The 21480-nt window shown below is 62.6% G+C and carries 14 protein-coding genes; 9 read left to right on the plus strand and 5 right to left on the minus strand.

Going from position 1 to position 21480, the window contains the following annotated elements; translation table 11 throughout:
• Positions 1 to 188 precede the first annotated feature (188 nt).
• The 4 genes from istB to QZ656_RS01750 form a co-directional block, all read right to left on the minus strand.
• Positions 189 to 1010: an IS21-like element helper ATPase IstB gene (gene istB / locus QZ656_RS01735; RefSeq protein ID WP_291991760.1), complete on the minus strand. Its 822-nt coding sequence runs from the start codon at positions 1008 to 1010 to the stop codon at positions 189 to 191.
• Positions 1003 to 2430, minus strand: a complete 1428-nt coding sequence (istA, locus tag QZ656_RS01740) for an IS21 family transposase (RefSeq protein ID WP_291991761.1) — start codon at positions 2428 to 2430, stop codon at positions 1003 to 1005. Before istA ends, istB begins: the two co-directional genes overlap by 8 nt.
• A complete protein-coding gene (locus tag QZ656_RS01745) occupies positions 2336 to 3331 on the minus strand; it encodes a ParB/RepB/Spo0J family partition protein (RefSeq protein ID WP_291991762.1) in 996 nt (331 codons plus the stop codon). The genes istA and QZ656_RS01745 overlap by 95 nt, the downstream gene beginning before the upstream one ends.
• 86 nt (positions 3332 to 3417) lie before the next feature.
• Positions 3418 to 3849, minus strand: coding sequence for a hypothetical protein (locus tag QZ656_RS01750; RefSeq protein WP_291991690.1), 432 nt, complete (start codon positions 3847 to 3849; stop codon positions 3418 to 3420).
• A gap of 557 nt (positions 3850 to 4406) precedes the next feature.
• On the opposite strand from QZ656_RS01750, the gene QZ656_RS01755 reads away from it, so the two are divergent.
• The 9 genes from QZ656_RS01755 (at position 4407) to QZ656_RS01795 (ending at position 20127) form a co-directional block, all read left to right on the plus strand.
• Complete coding sequence (locus QZ656_RS01755) at positions 4407 to 4688, plus strand: hypothetical protein (protein WP_291991763.1); 282 nt, start codon at positions 4407 to 4409, stop codon at positions 4686 to 4688.
• A gap of 278 nt (positions 4689 to 4966) precedes the next feature.
• The gene (locus QZ656_RS01760; protein ID WP_291991764.1) at positions 4967 to 8230 is read left to right on the plus strand and encodes a glycosyltransferase; all 3264 of its coding nucleotides are present in this window, start codon (positions 4967 to 4969) and stop codon (positions 8228 to 8230) included.
• Positions 8231 to 8381: 151 nt separating this feature from the next.
• Positions 8382 to 9869 (plus strand): methyltransferase domain-containing protein, encoded by a 1488-nt coding sequence (locus tag QZ656_RS01765; RefSeq protein WP_291991765.1) that lies wholly within the window; start codon positions 8382 to 8384, stop codon positions 9867 to 9869.
• A 150-nt stretch (positions 9870 to 10019) separates the two neighbouring features.
• Positions 10020 to 12308, plus strand: coding sequence for a glycosyltransferase (locus tag QZ656_RS01770; protein WP_291991766.1), 2289 nt, complete (start codon positions 10020 to 10022; stop codon positions 12306 to 12308).
• Positions 12296 to 13384: a hypothetical protein gene (locus tag QZ656_RS01775; protein ID WP_291991767.1), complete on the plus strand. Its 1089-nt coding sequence runs from the start codon at positions 12296 to 12298 to the stop codon at positions 13382 to 13384. The genes QZ656_RS01770 and QZ656_RS01775 overlap by 13 nt, the downstream gene beginning before the upstream one ends.
• Before the next feature lie 407 nt (positions 13385 to 13791).
• Positions 13792 to 16509 (plus strand): glycosyltransferase family 29 protein, encoded by a 2718-nt coding sequence (locus QZ656_RS01780; protein ID WP_291991768.1) that lies wholly within the window; start codon positions 13792 to 13794, stop codon positions 16507 to 16509.
• Between the two features lie 33 nt (positions 16510 to 16542).
• Positions 16543 to 17772 (plus strand): capsular biosynthesis protein, encoded by a 1230-nt coding sequence (locus QZ656_RS01785; RefSeq protein WP_291991769.1) that lies wholly within the window; start codon positions 16543 to 16545, stop codon positions 17770 to 17772.
• On the plus strand, positions 17769 to 18545 hold the full coding sequence (locus QZ656_RS01790) for an SDR family NAD(P)-dependent oxidoreductase (RefSeq protein WP_291991770.1): 777 nt from the start codon (positions 17769 to 17771) through the stop codon (positions 18543 to 18545). Before QZ656_RS01785 ends, QZ656_RS01790 begins: the two co-directional genes overlap by 4 nt.
• A gap of 16 nt (positions 18546 to 18561) precedes the next feature.
• Positions 18562 to 20127: an LTA synthase family protein gene (locus QZ656_RS01795; RefSeq protein WP_291991771.1), complete on the plus strand. Its 1566-nt coding sequence runs from the start codon at positions 18562 to 18564 to the stop codon at positions 20125 to 20127.
• Between the two features lie 3 nt (positions 20128 to 20130).
• Here the strand turns inward: QZ656_RS01795 and QZ656_RS01800 are convergent, their stop codons facing one another.
• Positions 20131 to 21480 (minus strand): aminotransferase class I/II-fold pyridoxal phosphate-dependent enzyme, encoded by a 1350-nt coding sequence (locus QZ656_RS01800; RefSeq protein ID WP_291991772.1) that lies wholly within the window; start codon positions 21478 to 21480, stop codon positions 20131 to 20133.

A 21480-nucleotide genomic window follows, 5' to 3' on the forward strand; every position in this document is an offset into this window, starting at 1 on the left:
GAGGGGTGGCAGTAAGCGCGGCAGTATCGGGCTTACTGCCCTGGAGACGGGTGTTTGCGTGTATTGAATTCGCGCCGATCGCCGTTTCAGCGACTGACCATCGTGACCCTCCCGGCGCACGGTCGGGGCGCGAGCGGGCGACCAGCTCAGCCGCCGGCGAGCGAGCCAGTGCACACGCCGCCGCGCCTTCAGGACGCTGCGGACTCGTCCGTTGGGGCGACGTTCCTCGACGCCGAGCATTTAGCCGCCGCTACCGAGGCCGCCGCCGTGATCGTCGGGGCGCTTCCTGGCTCGCTGCGCAGAGAAGGTCCGCTCAAGCGCAGGATGATGCAGCGATGCTGCAGTCGGTCGAGCAGCGCATCGACGAGCGGCTTCTTCTGAAACAACTCGTACCAGTCGGGCAGATCGAGATTCGTGGAAATCAGCGTTGACAGCCCCAGGCTATAGCGCTGATCCATCAGGCGGAAAAAGGCGTTGACCTGTTCCGGTTTCAGATTGAGGTAGCCCAGCTCATCGATGGCGATCAGTGGCATGCGGCACAACTGGTTGAGCAGGCCCACCGTCGAGCGATCGGCGAGCGAGGCATACAAGGCGTCGAGCAAAGCCTGGGCGTTGTAGAAGCGCGCGCGATAACCGTTCAGACACGCCTCGCGGAGCAGTCCCACCGCGATCCCGGACTTGCCGGTCCCCGGCGGACCGATCAACAACACGTTCTCGCCCCGGCGCAGGAATTCCAGTCCGGCCAGCGTCATCACCTGCGCCTTGTTCACGCTCGGCTGCCGCGCAAAAGGAAACGACTGCAAGGTCCAGGGCCAAGGCAAATGCGCCTGACTCAGGCGATAAGCCAGACTCTTCTCACGTCGGGCCGCGTCTTCCGCGCCGAGCAGACGGAAGAGCACCTCCGGAACCGGCGTCCCCTGGCGCTCGGCCAAATCGAGTTCCGCATCGAGCACCGCCGCCATCCCCGACCAGCGCATCTGCCCAAGCAAAGCCTTCAAACGCTCACGCATCATCACCTCCATCGTCGAGATTGAAGAAATCCCCCGCCACCTGCTGCAGGATCATGTGCTCCAGGCGACCCATGTCGAACAGACCGAACTGCAGCGCCTGTGCCACGGCTGCCAGCAAAGGCTCCTTCGGATAGGTCCGCTTGAAGTCCAGCAAGCGGCGCAGCGGTCGCACCCCCCGGCCATGCGCCTGCCGGACCAGCGCGGCGACGTAGGCATCGAGCAGTGGATCGTGCCCCTGCAGCAAAATCGCCTCGCGCGGCGGCGTGCGCGGCCGCGGCTGCGGGGTCGGGTGATGCCCAGGGAGCTTCTGCTTCGTATCGCGCACGCCGATCAGGCGGGCATGCACGGCGAGCAGTTGATCACCCCGGCAGACCCTGACCTCGGTGGCATACAGATAGACGCTCAGCGCCTGGCCCACCCAGCGTTCGGGCACTGAATAGCGATTCGTCTCAAGCGACACGAAACCCTGCAGATCGACCACCCGCTCGACGACTTGATAGACCGGCGGCAGCACCGCCGGCAGCGGCTGCAGGCAAGGCCTCTCGACGGCGTAGGCGGCGTTCGGCGCCACCCCCAGAGCGCGCTTCGGTTTGGCATTGGCGACGTTCTCGCACCAGGCCAGCACCTGCGCGTTCAGGTCGGCGAAATCGCGAAACGTCCGGCCGGCCAGGAAATTGCCTTCGATCCAGGAAAAAGGTCTTTCAATCCTCCCCTTGCGATCAGGTTTGTTCACCGCGTGCGCGCGGAAAGCGAAGCCCAGCGTACGTGCCAGGGCGACCATCTCGGGCGCAAACACGGCCTCGTCGCCGGCCCCGGCGACGACGATCACGCTGGTATTGTCGATGACGCAGGTCGGGCAGCTGCCGGCCATGAAACGGACGGCTTCGAGCAGGAACTGCTTGGCTTCGAAACGCGTGAAACGCGGAAAGTACTGAACGAAGAGCCGCCGCGAATACGCCAGGATCAGTGACGCGCATTGCGCCGTCAGCGGCTTGCCGGCCAAGATCACGCGATGTGGCGAGGTATCGTGCTGCATCTCCTGACCTGGGGCGAAGTAATACTCGCCGGCGCGTTTCGGCGGCGTGCGCAGATCGGCTTCGCGGATCCAGCGGGTCAGCGTGCTGTAGCCCGGACGAAGGTCCAGCTCCGCTGCCAGCATCTCCTGGATCCGCACCCCATTGCCGCGCGCGCGCTCGAAGGCAGAGACCAGCCAAAGCCGAACCGGCGCTGGGCACGCGACAGGCGCCGGGCACGCGGCTGGCCGAGCGCCCTCTGCGGTATCGGGCGGGGAAGCCGCCGGATACCGCAGGATACGGCGAACGGTGTTACGCGAGAGCTTCAAGAGCCGGCTGATCTCGCGCAGCGCCAGACCTTGCTGATGCAATGTCAGCACGGCTTGATGAATTTCGGGCGATTTCATCGGGGCATACCTTCCTCAGGTGGCACTGAAGAGACGCCAGCGCCAATTGCAAAGCGCCGACCGCGGTGGTGACGGCGGGCGGCAGCTCCGCTGGCGAGGGCGCCAGGGCGAATAACCGCCGAGCCAGACGGGCGCCTACCGCGTCGAGAATGCGGATGTCGGCCAGGACTTCGCCTTCCGGACCCTCGCGCAGGCTCTCGGCGCTCTTCTCGTCGGCTTTGGCGGTCAGCGAATTGAGCAACAGCTGTGGGGCCTCGACCATCCGCTCGCGCACCGTCCGCGAAGCGCCTTGATAGTGCGCGAACCAGGTCGCCAGCTGCCGGGTCGTCAGCGGCGTCGTGTGCAGGCTGGCCAGTAGTTGTTCGGCGTGGGCGCTGTTGGCGCGCGCCAACGGGCCGAGAATCCGCACCGCCGCCCAGGCCGAGACCTTTCCCTGGCGTACCGCCGTCAACACCGCATCCGAGAGGACCGTCACCAGTTGCAGGCGGCGACTGACCCAGCTCACGTCGCGGCCGCAGCGGCGGGCGATTTCATGCTGGCTCAGGGGGCCGCTGGCGATCAGTTCGCGCAGCAGCAGCGCTTCTTCGATCGGCGCAAACGCGCGGCTGCGGGTTCGTGCCAACACGCCCAGCAGGCCTTGCACCGGATCGCCGTCCCAGCATTCGACCTCGGCCGTATCCCGGCCGAGTTGCCGCAACGCGGCGACGCGTCGATAGCCGTCGAGCAGGATCGCCGAGTTGCCCTCGCCGGCGACCGCGATGCACGGGACGAGCTGGCCGTTGACCGCGATCGACTGGGCCAGACGCGTGATGGCCGCCGTATCCAGCACGCGAAGCTCGGCGTAGCGCAACTCCAGGCGGTGCAAATCCAGAGTCTGAGCCGTAGCGGCCGTGTGATCCATGCGCTTGACCTCCTATGGCATCCAGCCTAGCGAGGCGACCGCCGCAAGGCGATCGAGTCCTCTCTTTGCAAGCCGCGGCAGGGGCCTCAGGGCGAGGCGCAAGCGGCTGAAATAACGGTGATTTCGACCATCCACGCGTCCATCTTTGCAAACGACGCGTCCACCACCGGTGACAAACGGTAAGTGCCTGAGCGCAGCGGGATTTCCGGCTTTGACGCGTCCATCTTTGCAACGCCGGCCGGGGTGGGCGCGCGTTCCCGCTGCCGAGCCCGATTGCGTGCGACGTACTCCGGATGCTGCTCTCGATACGCCCGCCAGTAGTCGGGGTGACGCTCCGCCCAGGCCTTCTGCGCACGCTTCTGGTTATCGCGATAGTCGGGATCGTTCTGGCGCTTGGCCGCCTGCCAACGCCGTCGCCGTTCGCGCTGGCAGGCGGCGGCCGAACAGAAGCATTGGTCGGGGTTCTGCGGACGCGGCCGAAACGGCTGATGACACGCCTCGCACTGTCGGAATTCCATGACGGTTTCTCCCCACACGACGTCGTGCGGGAAGAATGGGCCTGGCCGGGCTTCCTGTCGCGCTGCCGGAGATCTGGCGAGGCCTGACCGCAACCTGGCGGCGGTCGGACTGCACTGACGCGGCGAGCTTGGCGAAGGGGCTCGACCGCGCGATCAGAAGGTCGGGCAGGCGGAGCGACGCGCGCTGCCGCGTTGCCAACGGGCGTGGCCTGTCGACCAAGCTTGGGGAGTTACGAAGTTCGGCTCCGGGGAGCCGCTGCGGACCTCAACCAGGGCTCAATGGGTCACGCTTGATGGGTCAGCTTTGGTGAGCAAGAGCGGGTCAGTTCCGGAGAGCGTCAAGGCCTCCAGCAAGCTCGACAAGTTACCCACCGCCGCTCGCCAGCCCGCCTGCTATAGAAGGAGCGCAGCCTGGCGGGCGGCCGTGGATAACTCTGCGCGGCGTCACGCGTTGCGCCCAAAGCGCGACACCGCCTGCGCCCTCGATTGCTGCGCTGCGGGCGCGGCAAGCACTCCATCAAAACCGTTACTGCGTAACGCTCAACAGGACCATCAACATGGCAAAAAGTAATGCTCAACGGCAATCGGACTATCGCGCTCGTCACTTGAAAGATGTCGACGGCCAGGCCGAGCGGCTGAATCTGCTGGTCAACTTTCACGCCAAGCGTGCCTTGGAGCGCCTGGCGGCGTGTTACGCAGTAACACAACGTGAGGTCATTGAAAGCCTGCTTCGGGAGGCTGACCACGCCGCTTTGAAGCGCGCGGCGCGGGTGCGCAATGGAGAGACGGACTACTACGAAAAGCGCCTTCGATTGGCCAAAGAGTCCGTTACGCAGTAACGACAAACGGTTGCCTTTGCATGCCAAAAACTTGACCACAGGAGGAGGCTCAGAGTAAAACCTTTCAACCCCGCGTCGCTACGCTCCGACTGTCAAGATTGACGTGGAATGGGTGTCCAGTTTGCCGTGGAATCGGTGTCCAGTTTGCGTGGAATACACACAGGGCACTATGCTCACGCAAGAACTCAAAGGCGAACGATTTGTGTATAGGTCTCGTGCGGGGCTGGCGTGTAGTTTGGCGTTCTCAAACGCTAATTTTTAAAGGTCTCGACTTGCTCGTGGCATCAAAAACGTTTTTTGAAGGCTGGTATTTGAATACCTATCGGGATGTCGCTTCTTCGGGGGTGCGTCCGCTGCAGCACTATCTCAAGCATGGTCGCAGCGAAGGACGTTTGCTGAGAGAGAACCGTGCGTACCAGTTGGAAGCCAAACTTTGGGGTGGATTTGCGCAGTGGGCCGCAGGGGCTTTGGAGGCGCTATTGGCTGATGAGGGAGCGCGCCCGGACGAGCGCCGTTACGCAGCATGGGCTCTAGCGGGTTGGCTAGCATTCCAAGGCAGTAATTGGCGCCGAGTGGGAAGTCTCGCGGCCGAGGCTCGCGCTTCGGCTTACCCGAAGCAAGTCGGCCCCGTTCTACTGGAATGCGATGCCCTGCGACGCGAGGGGCATTTTCTTGAAGCACGACGCCTCCTGAGGCTTGCAATGAACGAGCAGCCCGAGTCTTTGGACTTGCATCTGGCCTATGCCAACGCTTGGCTCGATGGACCCGATTTGCGCCGCTTGGCCTGGATCAACCGCGCGCTGTTCGGCGGAGGGTTAGCGGCACTGGAGCTCAAGGATTCAGAAGCTCCATTGTCGCTCGACAATGTGGTGGGCTCGGGTGGTCGTCAATGGAATTCCGCGACGGAGCCGAAGGTGAGTGTCATCGTTCCGCTTTTCAACGCTCGTGCGACCCTGATCACCGCCCTCGACAGCGTCTTGCGACAGACATGGCGCAATATTGAGGTGCTGGTGGTTGATGATGGGAGTTCCGATGGCAGTTTCGAGCTGGCGCGTGCCATCGCGGACGAAGATGAACGAGTGGTGTTGGTGAAACACGCTACAAACTGCGGCACCTATGCTGCGCGCAACACCGGGCTGGCCCGGGCCACGGGAGAGTTTGTCACCTCGCACGATGCGGATGACTGGTCGCACCCGCAGAAGCTGGCGTTACAGGTAAAGGCTTTGCTTGGGGCGCCAGCCTGCCAGGCGTCGGTGTCATTCAGCGTTCGTTGTAGTTCCTTGCTCGTCTTCTCCTGTTGGCGGCCTCAGGCGACATGGGTCCATTGCAATGCTTCGTCTCTGATGTTTCGCCGTCAGTTGGTGGACACCTTAGGCTACTGGGATACGGTCAGTGTTGGTGCCGACGCCGAGTTTTACTATCGCATTCTGCGCACTTGTGGCGACAAGGCGATTAAGGAAGTGCTTCCTGGCGTGCCTCTGGCATTTACGCGGCATCGCCCCGATTCCTTGACCCAACAATTGAGCACACATCTGCGATCTCTCTATTATGGGCTGCGCCGCGAGTATCAAGAGTCGGCGGATGACTGGCATGGGCAGATCCGGCGGGATGGACTTGCTCCTGTGTCTGCCACGCCCATTGGTCGCCCTTTTCCTGTGCCTGCAGCGATGTCGAGGAAGTTGCCTGACGAGATGGTTGCGTGCTTGATCGTGGCTGATTTTTCAGCAGATTCGCCGCAGGCCGAAAATGTGAGGTCTTGTCTGCAACACATGTCCGAGCTTGCCGGGCAGCTTGCGTTATTTCATCTGCCCGATGTTACGCGACCTGCGCTTGGTCGCGTCAGCGGTACTATTCGGACTTTGATGCGCGACTATGGAGTAATGGCGGTATTACCGGGGCAGCGAGTGCGTTGCTCTCACCTTTATCTTTGGTCCCATGCCGGGCTGACTTTGCCGCTCGACGATCCACCTCCGATTGAGGTTCTGGACCGGGCGGTAGTGCTTGCCGGTCCGCCCGTGCAGCAGAAACGAACGAGCCTTCCGGAATGGATTAGTGCTACGGGAAAGGTGCAATGGTACGACCGAGAGGTCGCAAGTTCTCGTGTTGGATGGGCGGTCCTGGAATCTGGATTGTTCGATCCGGAGTGGTACCTGCGTCGCTACCCCGATCTGACGGAAGCGGGCGTTGATCCGCTTCGCCATTTCCTCGCGCACGGTCTGCAGGAGGACCGTGACCCCGGGCCGGACTTTAGTAGCAGCGGGTATCGGGCCTATTGCCTTGGGCTGGACGATCAAGCACCGCGCTTCGAGGGCGTCGCTACCGTGGAAAGTCCACTCTTGGACTATGTTGTGCGCGGCAAGGGCTTGGGTTTCGAGCCCGCGCCGGTGTTTGAAGGCGCCACGCCTAGCCTTGCCAATCGCCCGACTGTATTGCTGTGCGGGCACCTCGCCGGCCCCAAGCTGTTCGGCGCCGAGCGGTCTTTACTGGATGCTCTCAGTACGCTGAACGAGTTGCGCTTCAACGTGGTGGTCGCTCTACCGGGCGTGCACCATTCGGCCTACTTCGCTGAAATCAAGCAGCTCGCTACATGCATCGCGGTCTTGCCTTATGGCTGGTGGAAAAAGGGTGTTGTACCGTGTGAACAGACATTGGCGCATTTCCAGCAGCTGATGCAAGCGCACAAAGTTGATCTGGTCTACCTGAACACACTGGTGCTGGATGAGCCGATGCTAGCTGCACGAGCCTTGCACTTGCCAGTGGTCGTTCACGTTCGTGAGCTGCCTGCGAGTGATCCGATGCTCTCTCGATCTCTGGGGGCCAACGCGGAGGAAATCCACCAGCGACTACTAGCGCACGCTAACACGCTGATTGCCAACTCGCTGACGGTGGTGCGTTACCTACAAGGCAGCAGTGATGGCGACACATCCAGCCCACCGATACATGTCGCTCCGAACATTGTCGATTGCGCCAGTTTTGACCTGCCTTTCCCGACACAGGGTGGTTTCTTCAACGTGGGCATGATCAGCAGCAATGCTCCAAAAAAGGGCGTGGCTGACTTCGTCGAGCTGGCGCGGCAGCTGGCCACGATCTCGCCGAAGATCCGCTGCCTGTTGATTGGCCCGGAGACGCCCGCGATCGCTGCCTTGCGGGCGCAACAGCTCGAAGGCGCGCTAAGTGATAACGTGGTGTTCTCTGGCTACGCCGCCACGCCGCAGGTGGCGCTGGCTGAGACGCATGTTGTGGTCAATCTTTCAAGCGTTGAGGAGTCGTTTGGCCGAACCGTGCTCGAAGCGATGGCCGCCCGGCGCCCTGTAGTTTGTTACAATCGCGGCGCGCTGAGCGAACTGGTGCTGGAGGGCAAGACCGGCTTTCTGGTGCCAGCGGGCGATGTGACAATGGCCGCCGAGCGTGTCCAGTTGCTGTTTGGAAGTCCGCAACTCTGGCGGCGCATGGGCGAGGCTGCGAGGACGCATGCGGCTAGAAATTTTGGCGCCGCCGCTTTGAAATCGGCTCTTGGTCGTGCTTTGGCACCGTTTGCGTGACCTTTTCGTCGTCTTCACGTCGGTCGTAGCTAGGCACCATCTGACGGCTTGCCGGGAGCTATCGTCAGGGACGCTCGGGCGACCCTCGGGCTCAGGCGCTTGGCCGGCTTGTCCGTCAATCTGAAAGAATTAAGCAATTGGAATTGGGCAAATGACGCAGTATCAAAGCTTTCCGGGCGTAAAAGGGGCTTCCGAGTCTCTTGCAAAGCTGAAGGCGCTACGCCTGCCTTCGTTCCAGGGCAAGCGATTTCTGGATGTCGGTTGCAACGAAGGCTACTTCTGCGGCTATGCCCGGTTTGATGGCGCAGCGGAGGTCATCGGCATTGACCGGTCGAAGCTTGCCGTCAGCCGGGCGCAAGCCAGGATGCCGGACTGTCGGTTCTTGGTTCAGTCGTGGGAACAACTACCGGATGGCAAGTTCGACGTCATCCTGCTCGCTTCCGCGCTTCACTATGCGGATGACCAGGAGGCGCTCATTCATCGCTTGATGGATTCCTTGTCGGACGACGGCACGCTGGTGCTGGAAATGGGCATTGCTCCCTCGGGCAAGAGTGAATGGATTTCAGTCAAGAGAAGTATCGATGAGCGCCTCTTTCCAAGCCGTGGCAAGCTCGCGGAAATTCTCCAGGACTACGCCTGGAAGATTATTGGTTACAGCGTTCAGCAGGCGGGTGATCCGCTGACGCGCTACGTGGTGCATGTTCGCCGGCAGAAGCCCTGTGTCTTCTTGCTCCTTGAGCCACCGGGTTCGGGAAAGACGACGCTCTGCAGGACGCTGTTTGCCAGAGCGAAGGTGCCGGTGGTGTCGGGTGACCTGACGTACAGGCAGCTTTCAGATGGCCGGATCACGGCGTCGGAGGCCTTGAAGTCGCTCATCTGCGCCGACTTTTCGCCACAGTACGACAAGGTCGCCGAGAAAGTCTTTTCGCAGGGCCTGGCGGGCGATCTGGTTGAAGTTTGGTGTCGTCAGGGTGGCGAGAGCGAGTTCGTGATTGACTCCTACGTCCCGGAAAGATACCAGCAAGACGTGAAGGATGCCTTCGATGCGCGCGGTTACATACCGGTGGTGCTCAACTGGGAAATGCAGAAGAGTATGTCGGGCCCTGGCGACGCCGACAAGAAGGCGAGCCGGTATATGGAAACGCTGGTCGACTCGAGGGTCGGCGAAGCGGTCGGCATGGGCTTTCGGGTCACGAGAGTAAATTCACCCGCGCTGGGAGAGTTTTTTTCTGGCTGGCACCTGGATCAGCCGGTCAACGGTCAAATTGTGACCGAGCATGACCAGTTCACGCTTTCCGGCTGGGGACTGCCGCGCGATATGGACGCCAAGGCAGTCCGCTGCTATGTTCGTTCGGCGGGCGTTAAGCAAGTGTTCAAGCTTGAAAAACGGCGCGATGATGTCGTTAAGCTGCGCCTGAAGGATCAGGTCGAAGTACCGGAGACTCTGTCGTACTGTGGATTTGCGTTTTCGGGCTTGAAAAAAAGTGATCTGGTGTCCGGGATCGAGTTCGGCTTTATTGCCAATGGCCAAGAGATTCCGGCCGCGCAGCTCGGCATCACCGAACCTGTGTCCGGCAAGGCGACTTTGAGTCGGAAACTATTGAGCAAAGTGGGAGCGACCTTGCGGCGTCGACGCTGACATGTATGTCATACCGATGGCCTCGGCTTCAGCGCACTTCCAGGCGGCTCCGGAAACCCCACGTTCAACTGCATTGGTGCGCGCGAAGGGCGTGAAAGCTCGTCGGCGATACCATAAGTTGGAAAATCGCTCGCTGGCAATCGTCGCCTGATGTGGCGCAAGTTGATTACGCGCAGCCGGCCGCTGCCGCCGCGGGCTTCCAGAGGGGTGATTCTGCACGCTGAGGGGCTGGCCGATGTGGGACGTGACGAAGGCACCGGGCAATGGCTGGTGACGGGCCCGGAACCCCGGCTGTTGCTGACCTCGGCGAGCGGCTGCTACCTGAGTGGCTGGGTATTGTTAAGAGGCCAGCTCAATCGCCGGGGTACCGATTTCACCACCGTGCTTTTTGCCGAGATCGTAGCCCCTTCCGGAACCCTGGTCGAGTACCACATTCCGGTATCGCTCAAGGGTACGATCCTCGAACTCGTCAATTTGCCGCCGGGTGTGGTACGGCTGGAGTTTCAGCCGATGGGCGGGAGTGGAAGCTTTGAACTGCTGAACCTGTGCCTGCAAGAGGTCAATGCGGTCGGCACATTCCTACGACGGGTGCAGAGAGTACGGCACATCTTTAACACCAAGGCACGCGGTCAGCGTGAAAAAATCGGACTGCACTGGCATACGCCACTGCGGGGGTTGAGCAAATCCTATGAGCTTGCGGGTCGCCTAAGGGGCTATCAGCCAAGCCTGAAATATAGCCAATGGTTGGATCACGTCGAGGCCTTGACCGGCGATGACCGCAAGCGCATTGATCGGCAGATCAAGCAGTGGGCAATGCGGCCAACTTTCGGACTGCTGCTGTTTGCCGGGGTGGCCGAGCTTGAGCAACTGAGGGTCACCCTGGACTCTGTCCAAAGACAGATCTATTTCCATGGGCAGGTGCTGGTGGTGGTTCCGGAACGCGAGCTGGCAGACGTGCGAGCGCTGTCGATCGGCTCCGATTGGCTCTGCGTGCACTCGCTGGAGAGTCTTCGGTGCGCTGGCGCGATTGCCACTTCAGGGCTTGCCGAATGCACCTGGTGGATGATGCTGCTCCCCGGGGCAATCCTCGCTGAGCATGCCTTGTATTGGTATGCAAGCGCTTCCTTGCTCGATCGCCAGAGCAGGGTGATTTATTCGGATCACGACTATCTGGATGCTTCCGGCTGGCGTGTTGACCCGGAATTCAAACCGGATTGGTCGCCTGAGTTGCTGCGATCGTCAAACTATTTCGGGTCGGCGCTTGCTTTACGCGCGGATCTGGTGGCGACGGTGTCGTCAGCGGCGATCGAGCGCGTTGCCATGGCGCTGGCGAACGACGTTTCGATGGACAGTCTGCATGCCTATCTCTTGCGCGCAACGGAGCGACTTCCGGGGACGCAGATCGAACATATCCCGAGCGTACTGATGCATTTGCCAAGGCCGGCGAGCGATACGCTGCCTGGCAATGAGGAACTGTCGATCAAGCCGGTGCAAGAGCATCTGCTGCGCTTGGGGGTCGAGGCGAATGTTCGAGTGTCTGCGCATGGCTATTGCCAGGTGCGTTACAAGCTGCCGGCAGTTCCGCCAATGGTCAGCATCATCGTTCCGACGCGTGACGAATTTCATCACCTGCACGCTTGTGTCGAGAGCGTGTTGGCGAAGAGTTCGTATCGCAACTTCGAGATACTGGTGGTCGATAACCAAAGCGTCGAGGCGGAGGCTTTGCAGTATTTGACGGCCTTGCACGCGCGTCCGCAGGTTCGTGTCTTGCGCTATCCGCGGGCCTTCAACTATTCGGCGATCAACAATTTTGCGGCCGCCAATGCCCGGGGTGAGGCCCTTTGTCTGCTCAATAACGACACCGAAGTCATTTCACCCGATTGGCTTGATGAAATGCTCGGTCATCTGATCCAGGCAGACGTGGGCGTCGTCGGCGCCAAGCTGTATTTTGGTGACGGGCGGGTGCAGCACGCGGGCGACACCGTCGGCCCGGGAGGCTTGGCGCACCATCTCCATTCTTTTCTGGCGCACGATGCGCCCGGCTATTGCGGTCGGGCGGTGCAGGCACAAGACTTGTCTGCCGTCACCGGCGCCTGCCTACTGACCTGGCGAAAGTTGTACGAGGATTTGGGCGGCCTTGATGCAGGAAACCTGCCGGTGGCGTTCAACGACGTCGATTATTGTCTGCGTGTGCGCGAGGCGAAGCGGCGAGTGGTCTGGACACCCTACGCCGAGTTGTATCACCACGAGTCGGTTTCCAGGGGCAAGGAGGACAGCCCGGAAAAGATCGCGCGTGCCAGGCGAGAGGTGCGCTACATGCGCAAGCGCTGGCAGAGCATTTTGCATCATGATCCGTTCTACAACCCGAATCTGAGCTACGAACGGCCGGACTTCTCCTTAAGTCTTTCGCCAACGGTTAGCAAACCATGGTTGCGCTGAGTGTGCCGCCTGGAAGCTCTCCGGCGCGCGCGCTGAACATTGCTTTCCTGGCGTGCAACCGCAATCCACGGCTCTTCCGGCAGGACCCGTCGTTCATTTACCGGTGTGAAAACCTCGGCTTGGCGCTGCAGGGCATGGGTCACCGGGTCAGTTGGCTCCACTGGTCAACGCTCCGTCCCGGGCAGCGCTTCGATGTCGCCGTGTTTCACCGGCCGCGGCACTCGCTGCTCTGGCGTTCGCTGCTGTGGTGGCTGCGACGCCATGGCACGACGCTCGTGGCGGATGTCGACGATCTGGTATTCGACCCACAGTTGTCGCGCTACAGCCCGAGCGTCGTCAATGGGCAAATGGCGCTGCCAAAGCTTGTGCGCCAGTTTGCCGAGCACGCCGCGGCGCTGGCGTGTTTCGACAAGCTGACCGTTTCGACGGACGCCCTGGCGGTGCATGTACGACGTTGCTTTCCGAAGGCCACGGCTCGGGTCTTGCCCAATGCCGTACATCTGGCTTGGCGGGACGCCGAAAAAGGGCGTGAGGCAAGGATTGCTCAAGCAGTTGTGACGTATTTTCCCGGCACCCGCAGCCATGACCGAGACTTTGCGGTCTATGCGGATGGGATTGCAAGGTTCCTGCACGCCAACGCCAATGCGCGGCTGGAGGTCACGGGTCCTCTGGACTTCAAGCTGCGAGCGCGCGACGGTCAGGTAGTGCACCTTGAAAAAGTCCCCTTCGCGGCCTACGCCGAACGCGTGCGAACGGCATGGGTCAATCTTGCGCCGCTGGAAGCGACGCCGTTCACCCGCTGCAAGTCGGCGCTGAAGGTTCTTGAAGCGGGTTATTGGGGCACCCCGACGGTCTGTTCGCCCCTGCCCGATGCGCAGCGCTTCCGCTCTTGCGGCGCGCTGTTTGCCTCAGATGCTGCAGAGTGCTGTGCGGCTCTGCAAGAATTGCTCGTCCCTGCTCACTATGCGGCGCTCACTCGCGGACTCTCGGAGCGGGTGTTGGCGCAGGCGGACGTCTGGCGGACGGCAGATGAATTCCTGAAGTTCGTCGGCGAAGAAGAACGCGCGGCGTCATGACGATTGCCAAGCTGCAAGCGCGGGGGGGGCCCCCGCAGGCCCCTTTGCTTGGGGGGTTATTTTGCTGTTGGGCCGGCCGCGATTTGTTGGGGGAGAGGAACTGGGTTCATTTGGGCGGGCGGCACCGATTATAGTCTTTTGGGCGTTGGCTGGCGCAGGGGGTCATCTTTGTGTGGTGGCAATTGGGATGGCAGGTTGGCAAAGGGCGGGCGGGGCGGCTTGGAATTTTTGGCGGGGTGCAGGGTGGGGGGGGGATATCCGCCGGGAGGAAAAAACAAGGTTCTTCCACTGGGGGCCCATTCGGGGGGAACCAAACAAGCACCTGGTGAAGTGGGGAAATTCAAAAAAAAAAGGCCCCCCACGTCACGGGCGCGATGCACAGGGGGGGGGAACCGGCGCTAGCTTGGGTGGGCGAGAGGGAAGGGTTTTCCGGGGGGCCGGAAAATGGGCTGATGGTTTGCGCCCCCGGAAAAAAAAAAGTTTTGCCCAATGGTCTCTGTGTGCTTGGCAATGGCGGCAGCCTGCTGGCGTCTGGCCTGGGTAGCGAGATTGATAGGCACGGAGTGGTGGTGCGTTTCAACCAGTTCAAGGGCGATTACAGTAGTGCGGCCGACATCGGTGCCCGGGTCGATGTCTGGGTCACCGCGCCCGGATTCTCTGGTCCCGTGCCTGCAGGCGTGCAGTGGATCGTCGTCAGCGGACCCGACATGGCTTTCAAACTCCAGGACTGGCGTCGATTTGAAGCGCCTTGGCGTAACGGCGTTAAGGTGCTGACCGTGCCATTGCCGCGGTGGTCCGAACTGGTGAGCGTCTTGCAGGCGCCACCGAGCGCCGGCCTGCTGTTCTTGGCCTGGACCAGGTCTTTGCTGGGGTCGTGGGTGAATGTTCGTGCCACAGGTTTTGCCAGTGTTGGCAGCAGATCTGTTCCCTACCACCATGCCGGAGCCCATCATCGGGCCGGCAGCCGTCACCATTGGCCGGCAGAACGCCAGCTGCTACACACCTGGCAGCAGCAGGGGCTGACTGTCGAGCTTGCCCCGGCGTCCCTGTCTCGGCCGCTGTTGGGGACCACGTCCCGCACCTTGTTGCGCTTGCCGGGACTGCCTTCATTGCTTGCTGCGGAGCTCACGTATCTGGGTTGTCTCGATATACGGGCGCGCCGGAAGCGCGTCTCCGGGGTGATCGCCTGGGGCCGCAAGCCGAGTGCCGCCAAAGCAGAGAAAGCGGCCACAGGTCTTGGCGTGCCCGTCTGGCGCCTGGAGGATGGCTTTCTGCGCTCGGTCGCGCTGGGCATGACCGACCCCCCGCTGGCCATCGTCCTTGACGATCTTGGCATCTACTATGACGCGACCGCGCCGTCTCGCCTGGAGGCCCTGGTGGCCAGGCCGCTGACCGATCTCCAGCGTCTGCGGGCGCAAGCACTGATCATGCGTTGGCGGGCGGCGCGGGTGTCGAAATACAATCATGCGCGAGAATCGTTTCCGCCATTTCCAGCAGCGATGCCGGCCAGCGATTTTGCGGCGCCGCAACCCTCGCCCAGTGGCTCCCGCTTGCCTGGGGCTGAGCGCTATGTCTTGGCGATCGATCAAACATTGGGTGATGCCTCGATCCGCTACGGCTTGGCAGACGCGTCAAGCTTTCGCGCGATGCTCGCCGCCGCCCTGGCCGAAAATCCTGATTGCGTGGTGCTGCTCAAGGTGCACCCCGAGGTGGCGGCAGGCAGCAAGAAGGGTCACTTCGACCTGGTGAGCGCGGCAAGTAATCCGCGGCTGCGCATCGTGTCGGAGGATGTACATCCGGTCTTGCTGCTGGAGAATGCGGAAGCGGTCTACGTGGTGACCTCGCAAGTAGGTTTCGAGGGCCTGCTATGGGGCAAGCGAGTGCGTACCTTCGGCATGCCTTTTTATGCCGGCTGGGGCTTGACGCTGGACGACCTGGAGGCGCCCGCGCGGCGTCAGCCGGTAGCGCTGGAGAGCCTGGTGCACGCGACCCTGGTCGATTATTCGCGCTACATCGACCCGGAAACGGGCCAGCGCTGCGAGGTCGAGCGCTTGCTCGACTGGATGGCTTTGCAGCGCCGGATGCGTGAGCGTTTTCCGCCCGAAATCGGCGCGCTCGACTTTTCGCGGTGGAAAAAGTCGATCGTGCGCGATTTTTTTCAGGGATCTCGGGTGCGCTTTGCCGACAAGGCTGACGCGCTGCCTGATCAGCCCATGCTGGTCGTCTGGGGGCGCAAGGCGCCCGTTATTGCGCAGCAGTCGGGCATTCAGGGAACCAAGATAGTTCGCCTCGAGGATGGCTTCCTGCGTTCGGTCGGGCTGGGTGCCGATCTGGTACGTCCGCTATCGTGGGTGATCGACCGTCAAGGCATTTACTACGATGCAACGCGGGTTTCAGACCTTGAAAGTCAGCTGCAAGATATCTGTCCTGACGACGCTTTGCTAACGCGTGCGGCCGCATTGCGGGCGCGGATCGTTGCGGCGGGTCTGACCAAGTACAATGTCGGCGGCGTGACGTGGCACAGACCGCAGCAAGCGCTACGTGTCGTGCTGGTGGCGGGGCAGGTGGAGAGCGATGCGTCGATTCAGTATGGCGCGCCGGGGGTCAGGACCAATATGGGCTTGCTGCAGGCGACACGCGAGGCCAATCCCGACGCCTGGCTGGTTTACAAGCCTCATCCTGACGTGCTGGCCAGACTACGTAAGGCGGGGAAGGGCGAGGACGAGGCGCGACGCCACTGTGACGAGGTGCTGGGGGACGTGCCGATGGGCGAATTGCTGGCTGCCGTAGACGAGGTGCACGTGTTGACTTCACTGGCCGGCTTTGAGGCGCTCTTGCGCGGCAAGAAGGTGGTGTGCCATGGCCAACCGTTTTACGCCGGCTGGGGGCTGACCGAGGACGTCGTGTTGCAGCCACGCCGGACTCGTCGGCTGACGCTTGATGAACTGGTTGCCGGCGCGCTGATTCTCTACCCGACTTATGTGAGCCGCAGCAGCAGGCGTTTCACGACGCCCGAGCGTGCTCTTGATGAGTTGCTCGCCTGGCGCGAAAGGGGGTCGGCAACGATTTCCCGCTTTGGTCGGCTGAAGCGCTTTTTCCTGCGGCTCATTGTGGGTGTTCGGTGAAGCCAGTCGCTACGGCTTTGTCAGGGGACTGATTTGCTCGCGAGACGTTCTTTTCTCTTCCTGCAGGGCGTTTGCTCGCCTTTTTTTGCCAAGCTGGCCGACCAGCTGGTAGCCGACGGCCATCGTGTCTTCAAGATCAATTTCAACGCTGGCGACGTGGCCTATTGGGGTTTTCGCAGGGGCTGGAACTATCGCGGCGGCCTGTCGGGTCTGCGTGACTTCCTCGACGACAAGTACCACCGCTACGAGATTACCGATCAGGTACTGTTTGGCGACCGCCGCCCGGTTCATCGACCAGCCGTTGATCGTGCTTCGGCGCTGGGCATCCGAACGCATGTATTCGAGGAGGGTTATCTACGCCCTTGCTGGGTCACGCTCGAGCGTGATGGAGTCAACGGCCACTCCTTGTTGCCACGTGACCCGGACTGGTTTCGCAGCGTCGGCGCAAAGTTGCGGGATTACGGTAATCGCGAGCTGTTCAAGTCGCCGTTGGTCGTGCGTGCTGCGCACGACATCGCTTACCATCTGGCCGGAAGCACCAACCCCATTTTGTTCCCGCGATACCAGCGGCATGCGCCCCTCAACGCCGCCGTCGAGTACGCTGGCTACGCTGTGCGGTTTTCGATGCTTCGCTTTCGCGAGCCGAAAGACAATGCCTTGATCGATGAGCTGGCGAGCGGTGGCGTGCCGTTCTACCTGCTCCCGCTGCAACTGAACAGCGATGCCCAGATTCGCGACCACTGCCGATTCAACGATATGAACGGGGTGATGGAGTCGGTGATGGAGTCGTTTGCCATGCATGCGCCAAACGCCGCACGGCTGGTGATCAAGAACCATCCGCTTGACGCTGGCCTGGTGAACTATCGCGGCGTCATATCTGATCTGGAGCGGCGTTTCGGCTTGGCGGGACGAATTGATTACCTCGAGAGCGGCGATCTGGCGAAGTTGCTGCGACACGCGCAAGGCGTGGTGACGGTGAACAGCACCGTCGGTATCGTCTCCGTGGGCGCCGGATGTCCGACCGTGACCCTCAGCGATCCGATTTACAACCTGCCCGGCTTGACCTTTCAGGGGTCAGTCGACGACTTTTGGAAGCATGGGATCAAGCCCGACACGACCTTGTTTCGATGCTTTCGCAAGACACTGATCCACGCCGTGCAGGTCAATGGCGGCTTCTATTGCGCGACCGGAATCAGGTTGGCAGTAGCCAACTGCCGGCGCTTCCTCGAGCCCGAACGCTCGCCGCTCGACGAGTTGCTATGAGCACCGCCAATCAGCCGCGGACGGTGCTCATCACCGGCGCCACCGGCGGCATCGGCGGCGCTTTGGCGGCGGTCTATGCCGAGAGCGGCACGACGCTGATCCTGCAGGGACGCAAGGCCGCGCGGCTGGCCGAGCTGGCGGCCCTGTGCGAGGCGCGCGGCGCGCGCGTGCTGACGCAGGTGCTTGATCTGCGCGACCAGCAGGCGCTGGCCAACTGGCTGGCGGCGCTTGGCGAGCACGAGTGCCTCGACCTGGTGATCGTCAATGCCGGCGTGAACATCAATATCGGGCCGGATGGAGCGGGTGAGAGCTGGCCAGACGTCGAGGACTTGCTGGCGGTGAACGTGTACGCGGCGATGGCGACGGTTGCTGCCGTGTTGCCGGCGATGCGCGTGCGCGCTCAGGGGCAAATTGCCCTGATCAGTTCGCTGGCCGCCTACTTCGGCCTGCCGGTGACGCCCAGCTACTGTGCCAGCAAGGCGGCGATCAAGGCCTACGGTGAAGCGCTGCGCGGTTGGCTGGCAGGCGAGGGCGTGCGAGTCAGCGTCGTCATGCCGGGTTACGTCGAATCGAAGATGTGCCGCGAGATGCCGGGCCCCAAGCCCTTCCTGTGGTCGCCAGAGCGCGCCGCCAGCCACATTCGGCGTGCTCTGGCGCGCAACCAGGCGCGGATCAGTTTTCCGTTCCCGCTCAATTTCGGGACCTGGTGGCTGGCGGTCCTGCCGGCGGCGCTGTCGCAGCGCATTCTGCGTCTGCTCGGTTACGGTGGCTGAGGCGTTCTGGTGGGCGGTGGCGCCGTCAGTCGCGCTCAGCGCCGGCCTGTCGCTGCTGCTTGAACGTCTGTTGCGGCCGGCGCCGCTGGCGATCTGGAAACGTCCAGTGGCGGCCTTGGCGATCCACCTCGGGTTCTGGCTGCTGGCCTTGTGCTTTCTCCTGTTGCTTCTCCACCGGCCGATCTTTGCTGCCAGCGCGCTGCTCGCCGGTATGCTGTTCGTCGTGCTGGTCAGCAACGCCAAGTATCAGGCGCTGCGCGAACCCTTTATTTTTCAGGATTTCGAGTACTTCAGCGATGCTTTGAAGCACCCTCGGCTGTACCTGCCCTTCCTCGGTGCGGGCCGGGCCGTGCTGGCCGTCTGCGCCTTCGCCGCGGCGTTCTGGGCGGGTCTGACGCTGGAGGAGTCGCTGCTGGTCGCGCTGCCAGCCGCCGATTTTCTGAGCGCTTCGGCGCTGCTGGCGACGCTTGGGCTGATCGTCCTGGGGCTCGGCGTCTGGCAGCGGCCGGCGGTGAGTTTCGACGCCGCCGACGACTTGCGGCGACTGGGCTTGCTGACCGCGCTGTGGCGCTACGGTGAAGAGGAACACGTGCCATGCACGCTCGCTTCGCCGTATGTGGCGTACGAACGCGCGCTGCCGGCGCGTCCTGCGGCGGCCGAACTCGCGCATCTGGTAGTCGTGCAGAGCGAGTCATTCTTTGACGCGCGGCGGCTTTTTGCCGGCGTTCGCCGCGACGTCCTGCGCGAGTTCGACGCGCTGCAGGCCGCTGCCGTGTGCCACGGGCAGCTCGAGGTCGCCGCCTGGGGCGCCAATACCGTGCGTACCGAGTTCGCCTTCCTGTCGGGCCTGGCCGGCGAGTCGCTGGCGGTCCATCGCTTCAATCCGTATCGCTGCTTGGCACGGCAGGGCGTCGCGACGCTGGCCAGCTACTTGCGGCGCTGCGGTTACCGGACGGTCTGCGTGCATCCTTTCTCGGCGCGCTTTTACGCGCGCCACAAGGTCTTTCCGCGACTCGGCTTCGATGAGTTCATCGACATTCGCCGCTTCGCCGGCGCGGCCAGGAGCGGGCCTTATGTCGGCGACGTAGCGCTGGCCGAGCAGGTTGGCGAGCTGCTGCGCCACGCTAGCGAGCAGCCGCTGTTCGTTTTTGTGATCAGCATGGAGAACCATGGGCCTCTGCATTTGGAGGACCTGCTGCCCGGCGACGTCGAGCGGCTCTATTCGCAGCCGCCGCCCGATCGCTGCGACGATCTGACGATCTACCTGCGCCATCTCGCCAATGCCGATCGGATGGCGGCGATGCTGCGTGCCGAGCTGGCGGCGTCAGCGCGTCCGGGCGGTCTGTGCTGGTACGGTGATCACGTGCCGATCATGCCCGAGGTCTATCGGGCGCTCGGCGAGCCGGGCGGACAGACCGACTACTTCATCTGGCGGAGCGACGGCCCGACGAGGGGTGACGGGCAGGAGGGCAGCGGCGCGCGGCGGGCCTTGAAGGTCGAAGACCTCAGCCGCGTGTTTCTGCACGAGATGGGCCTACTCGGCGCCGCCGACGGCGGGCCGAACTCGTTCGCGCCGGGGTAAAACCTACAGCTTGCCCAGCTCTTCGGCCAGCGCGGCGACGGTTTGCTCGATCTCCGGCTCGGCATGCTCGCACGAGATGAAAAAGCGCAAACGCGCAGACTTTTCGGGTACCGCCGGGTAAACGATTGGCTGGACATTGATGCCGCGTTCGAACAGCGCGGCCGACAGGCGTGCCGCCTTGATCGAGCTGCCGGTGATCGCCGGGATGACCGCATAGCCTGCGCAGGTGCCGGTGTCGACGCCGGCCGCGCGGGTTTGGGCGAGGAATGAACGCCCACGCTCCTGCAGGGCGGCAACGCGCTCGGGTTCGCGCTGCTGCACTTGCAAGGCCGCCAGCGACGCTGCCGCGACCGGTGGTGACATGCCGACGCTATAGAGGAAGCCCGGCGCCAGGAATTTCAGGTGTTCGATCAGCGCCGCTTCGCCGGCGATGTAGCCGCCGCAACCGGCCAGCGCCTTGCTCAGCGTACCCATCCAGATGTCGACGTCACGACCGGTCAGCCCGAAGTGCTCCCTGATCCCGAGTCCGGTCGCTCCCATGACGCCGAAGGAGTGCGCTTCGTCGACCATCAGGAAAGCGCGATGTCGCGTCTTGATGTCGACGAAGCGGGGCAGGTCGGGATAATCGCCGTCCATGCTGTAGATGCCTTCGAGGACGATCAGAACGCGCTGGAAGTGGTGGCGCTGCTGCCCGAGGATGGCGTCAAGCGCGGCCGCGTCATTGTGCGGGAAAGAGAGGCGGCGAGCGCCCGCGAGAGCGATTCCCTGCAAGACGCTGTTATGAATCAGCTCATCGTGCAGGATCAGGTCCTGCGCGCCGAAGAGATGGCCGATGGCTGTGACGTTGGCGGCGTGACCGCTGACGAAGGTAATCGCGTCGTCGACCGCGTAGGCGCCGGCGAGCGCCTTTTCCAGCTGCTGGTGTACCGGTCGCTCGCCGGAAACCAGGCGGCTCGCCGACACCGAGGTGCCGTAGCGATCGATCGCCTGCTTGGCGGCTGCCGAGACTTCCGGATGGCCGGAAAGCGCGAGATAGTTGTAACTCGCGTAGTTGATGTAACTGCGGCCGTCGATCTGCGTTCGGGCACCGGCGATTCCTTCGTGGACCTTGAAGAACGGACTGGCGATTCCCAGACGGCTGGCGCCCTCGCTGATGATGCGCACCTGCTGGTAGCCGGGATGCAGGTCAAAGCGGCAGTGTTGTTCGGGAATTCCGGCGCCATTGCTCATCGCGCGTGCCGGGGTGTCGACGTTCCTGCCCTGATCGGCCTGCCGCAGCCGCCGTTCCAGCGCCTGCTGGATGAGCTTGTCCTTGAGCTGCGCCGTCAGTCCTGGCAAGCCTTTGCGTAGCAT

The organism is Candidatus Accumulibacter sp. ACC003 (assembly GCF_907163085.1).
GTDB lineage: Bacteria > Pseudomonadota > Gammaproteobacteria > Burkholderiales > Rhodocyclaceae > Accumulibacter.

Bases quoted from the DNA above. Each gene is read 5' to 3' on its own strand.
- istB (WP_291991760.1), bottom strand. From the start codon at position 1,010: ATGCGTGAGCGTTTGAAGGCTTTGCTTGGGCAGATGCGCTGGTCGGGG.
- istA (WP_291991761.1), bottom strand. From the start codon at position 2,430: ATGAAATCGCCCGAAATTCATCAAGCCGTGCTGACATTGCATCAGCAA.
- QZ656_RS01745 (WP_291991762.1), bottom strand. From the start codon at position 3,331: ATGGATCACACGGCCGCTACGGCTCAGACTCTGGATTTGCACCGCCTG.
- QZ656_RS01750 (WP_291991690.1), bottom strand. From the start codon at position 3,849: ATGGAATTCCGACAGTGCGAGGCGTGTCATCAGCCGTTTCGGCCGCGT.
- QZ656_RS01755 (WP_291991763.1), top strand. From the start codon at position 4,407: ATGGCAAAAAGTAATGCTCAACGGCAATCGGACTATCGCGCTCGTCAC.
- QZ656_RS01765 (WP_291991765.1), top strand. From the start codon at position 8,382: ATGACGCAGTATCAAAGCTTTCCGGGCGTAAAAGGGGCTTCCGAGTCT.
- QZ656_RS01770 (WP_291991766.1), top strand. From the start codon at position 10,020: ATGTGGCGCAAGTTGATTACGCGCAGCCGGCCGCTGCCGCCGCGGGCT.
- QZ656_RS01775 (WP_291991767.1), top strand. From the start codon at position 12,296: ATGGTTGCGCTGAGTGTGCCGCCTGGAAGCTCTCCGGCGCGCGCGCTG.
- QZ656_RS01790 (WP_291991770.1), top strand. From the start codon at position 17,769: ATGAGCACCGCCAATCAGCCGCGGACGGTGCTCATCACCGGCGCCACC.
- QZ656_RS01800 (WP_291991772.1), bottom strand. From the start codon at position 21,480: ATGCTACGCAAAGGCTTGCCAGGACTGACGGCGCAGCTCAAGGACAAG.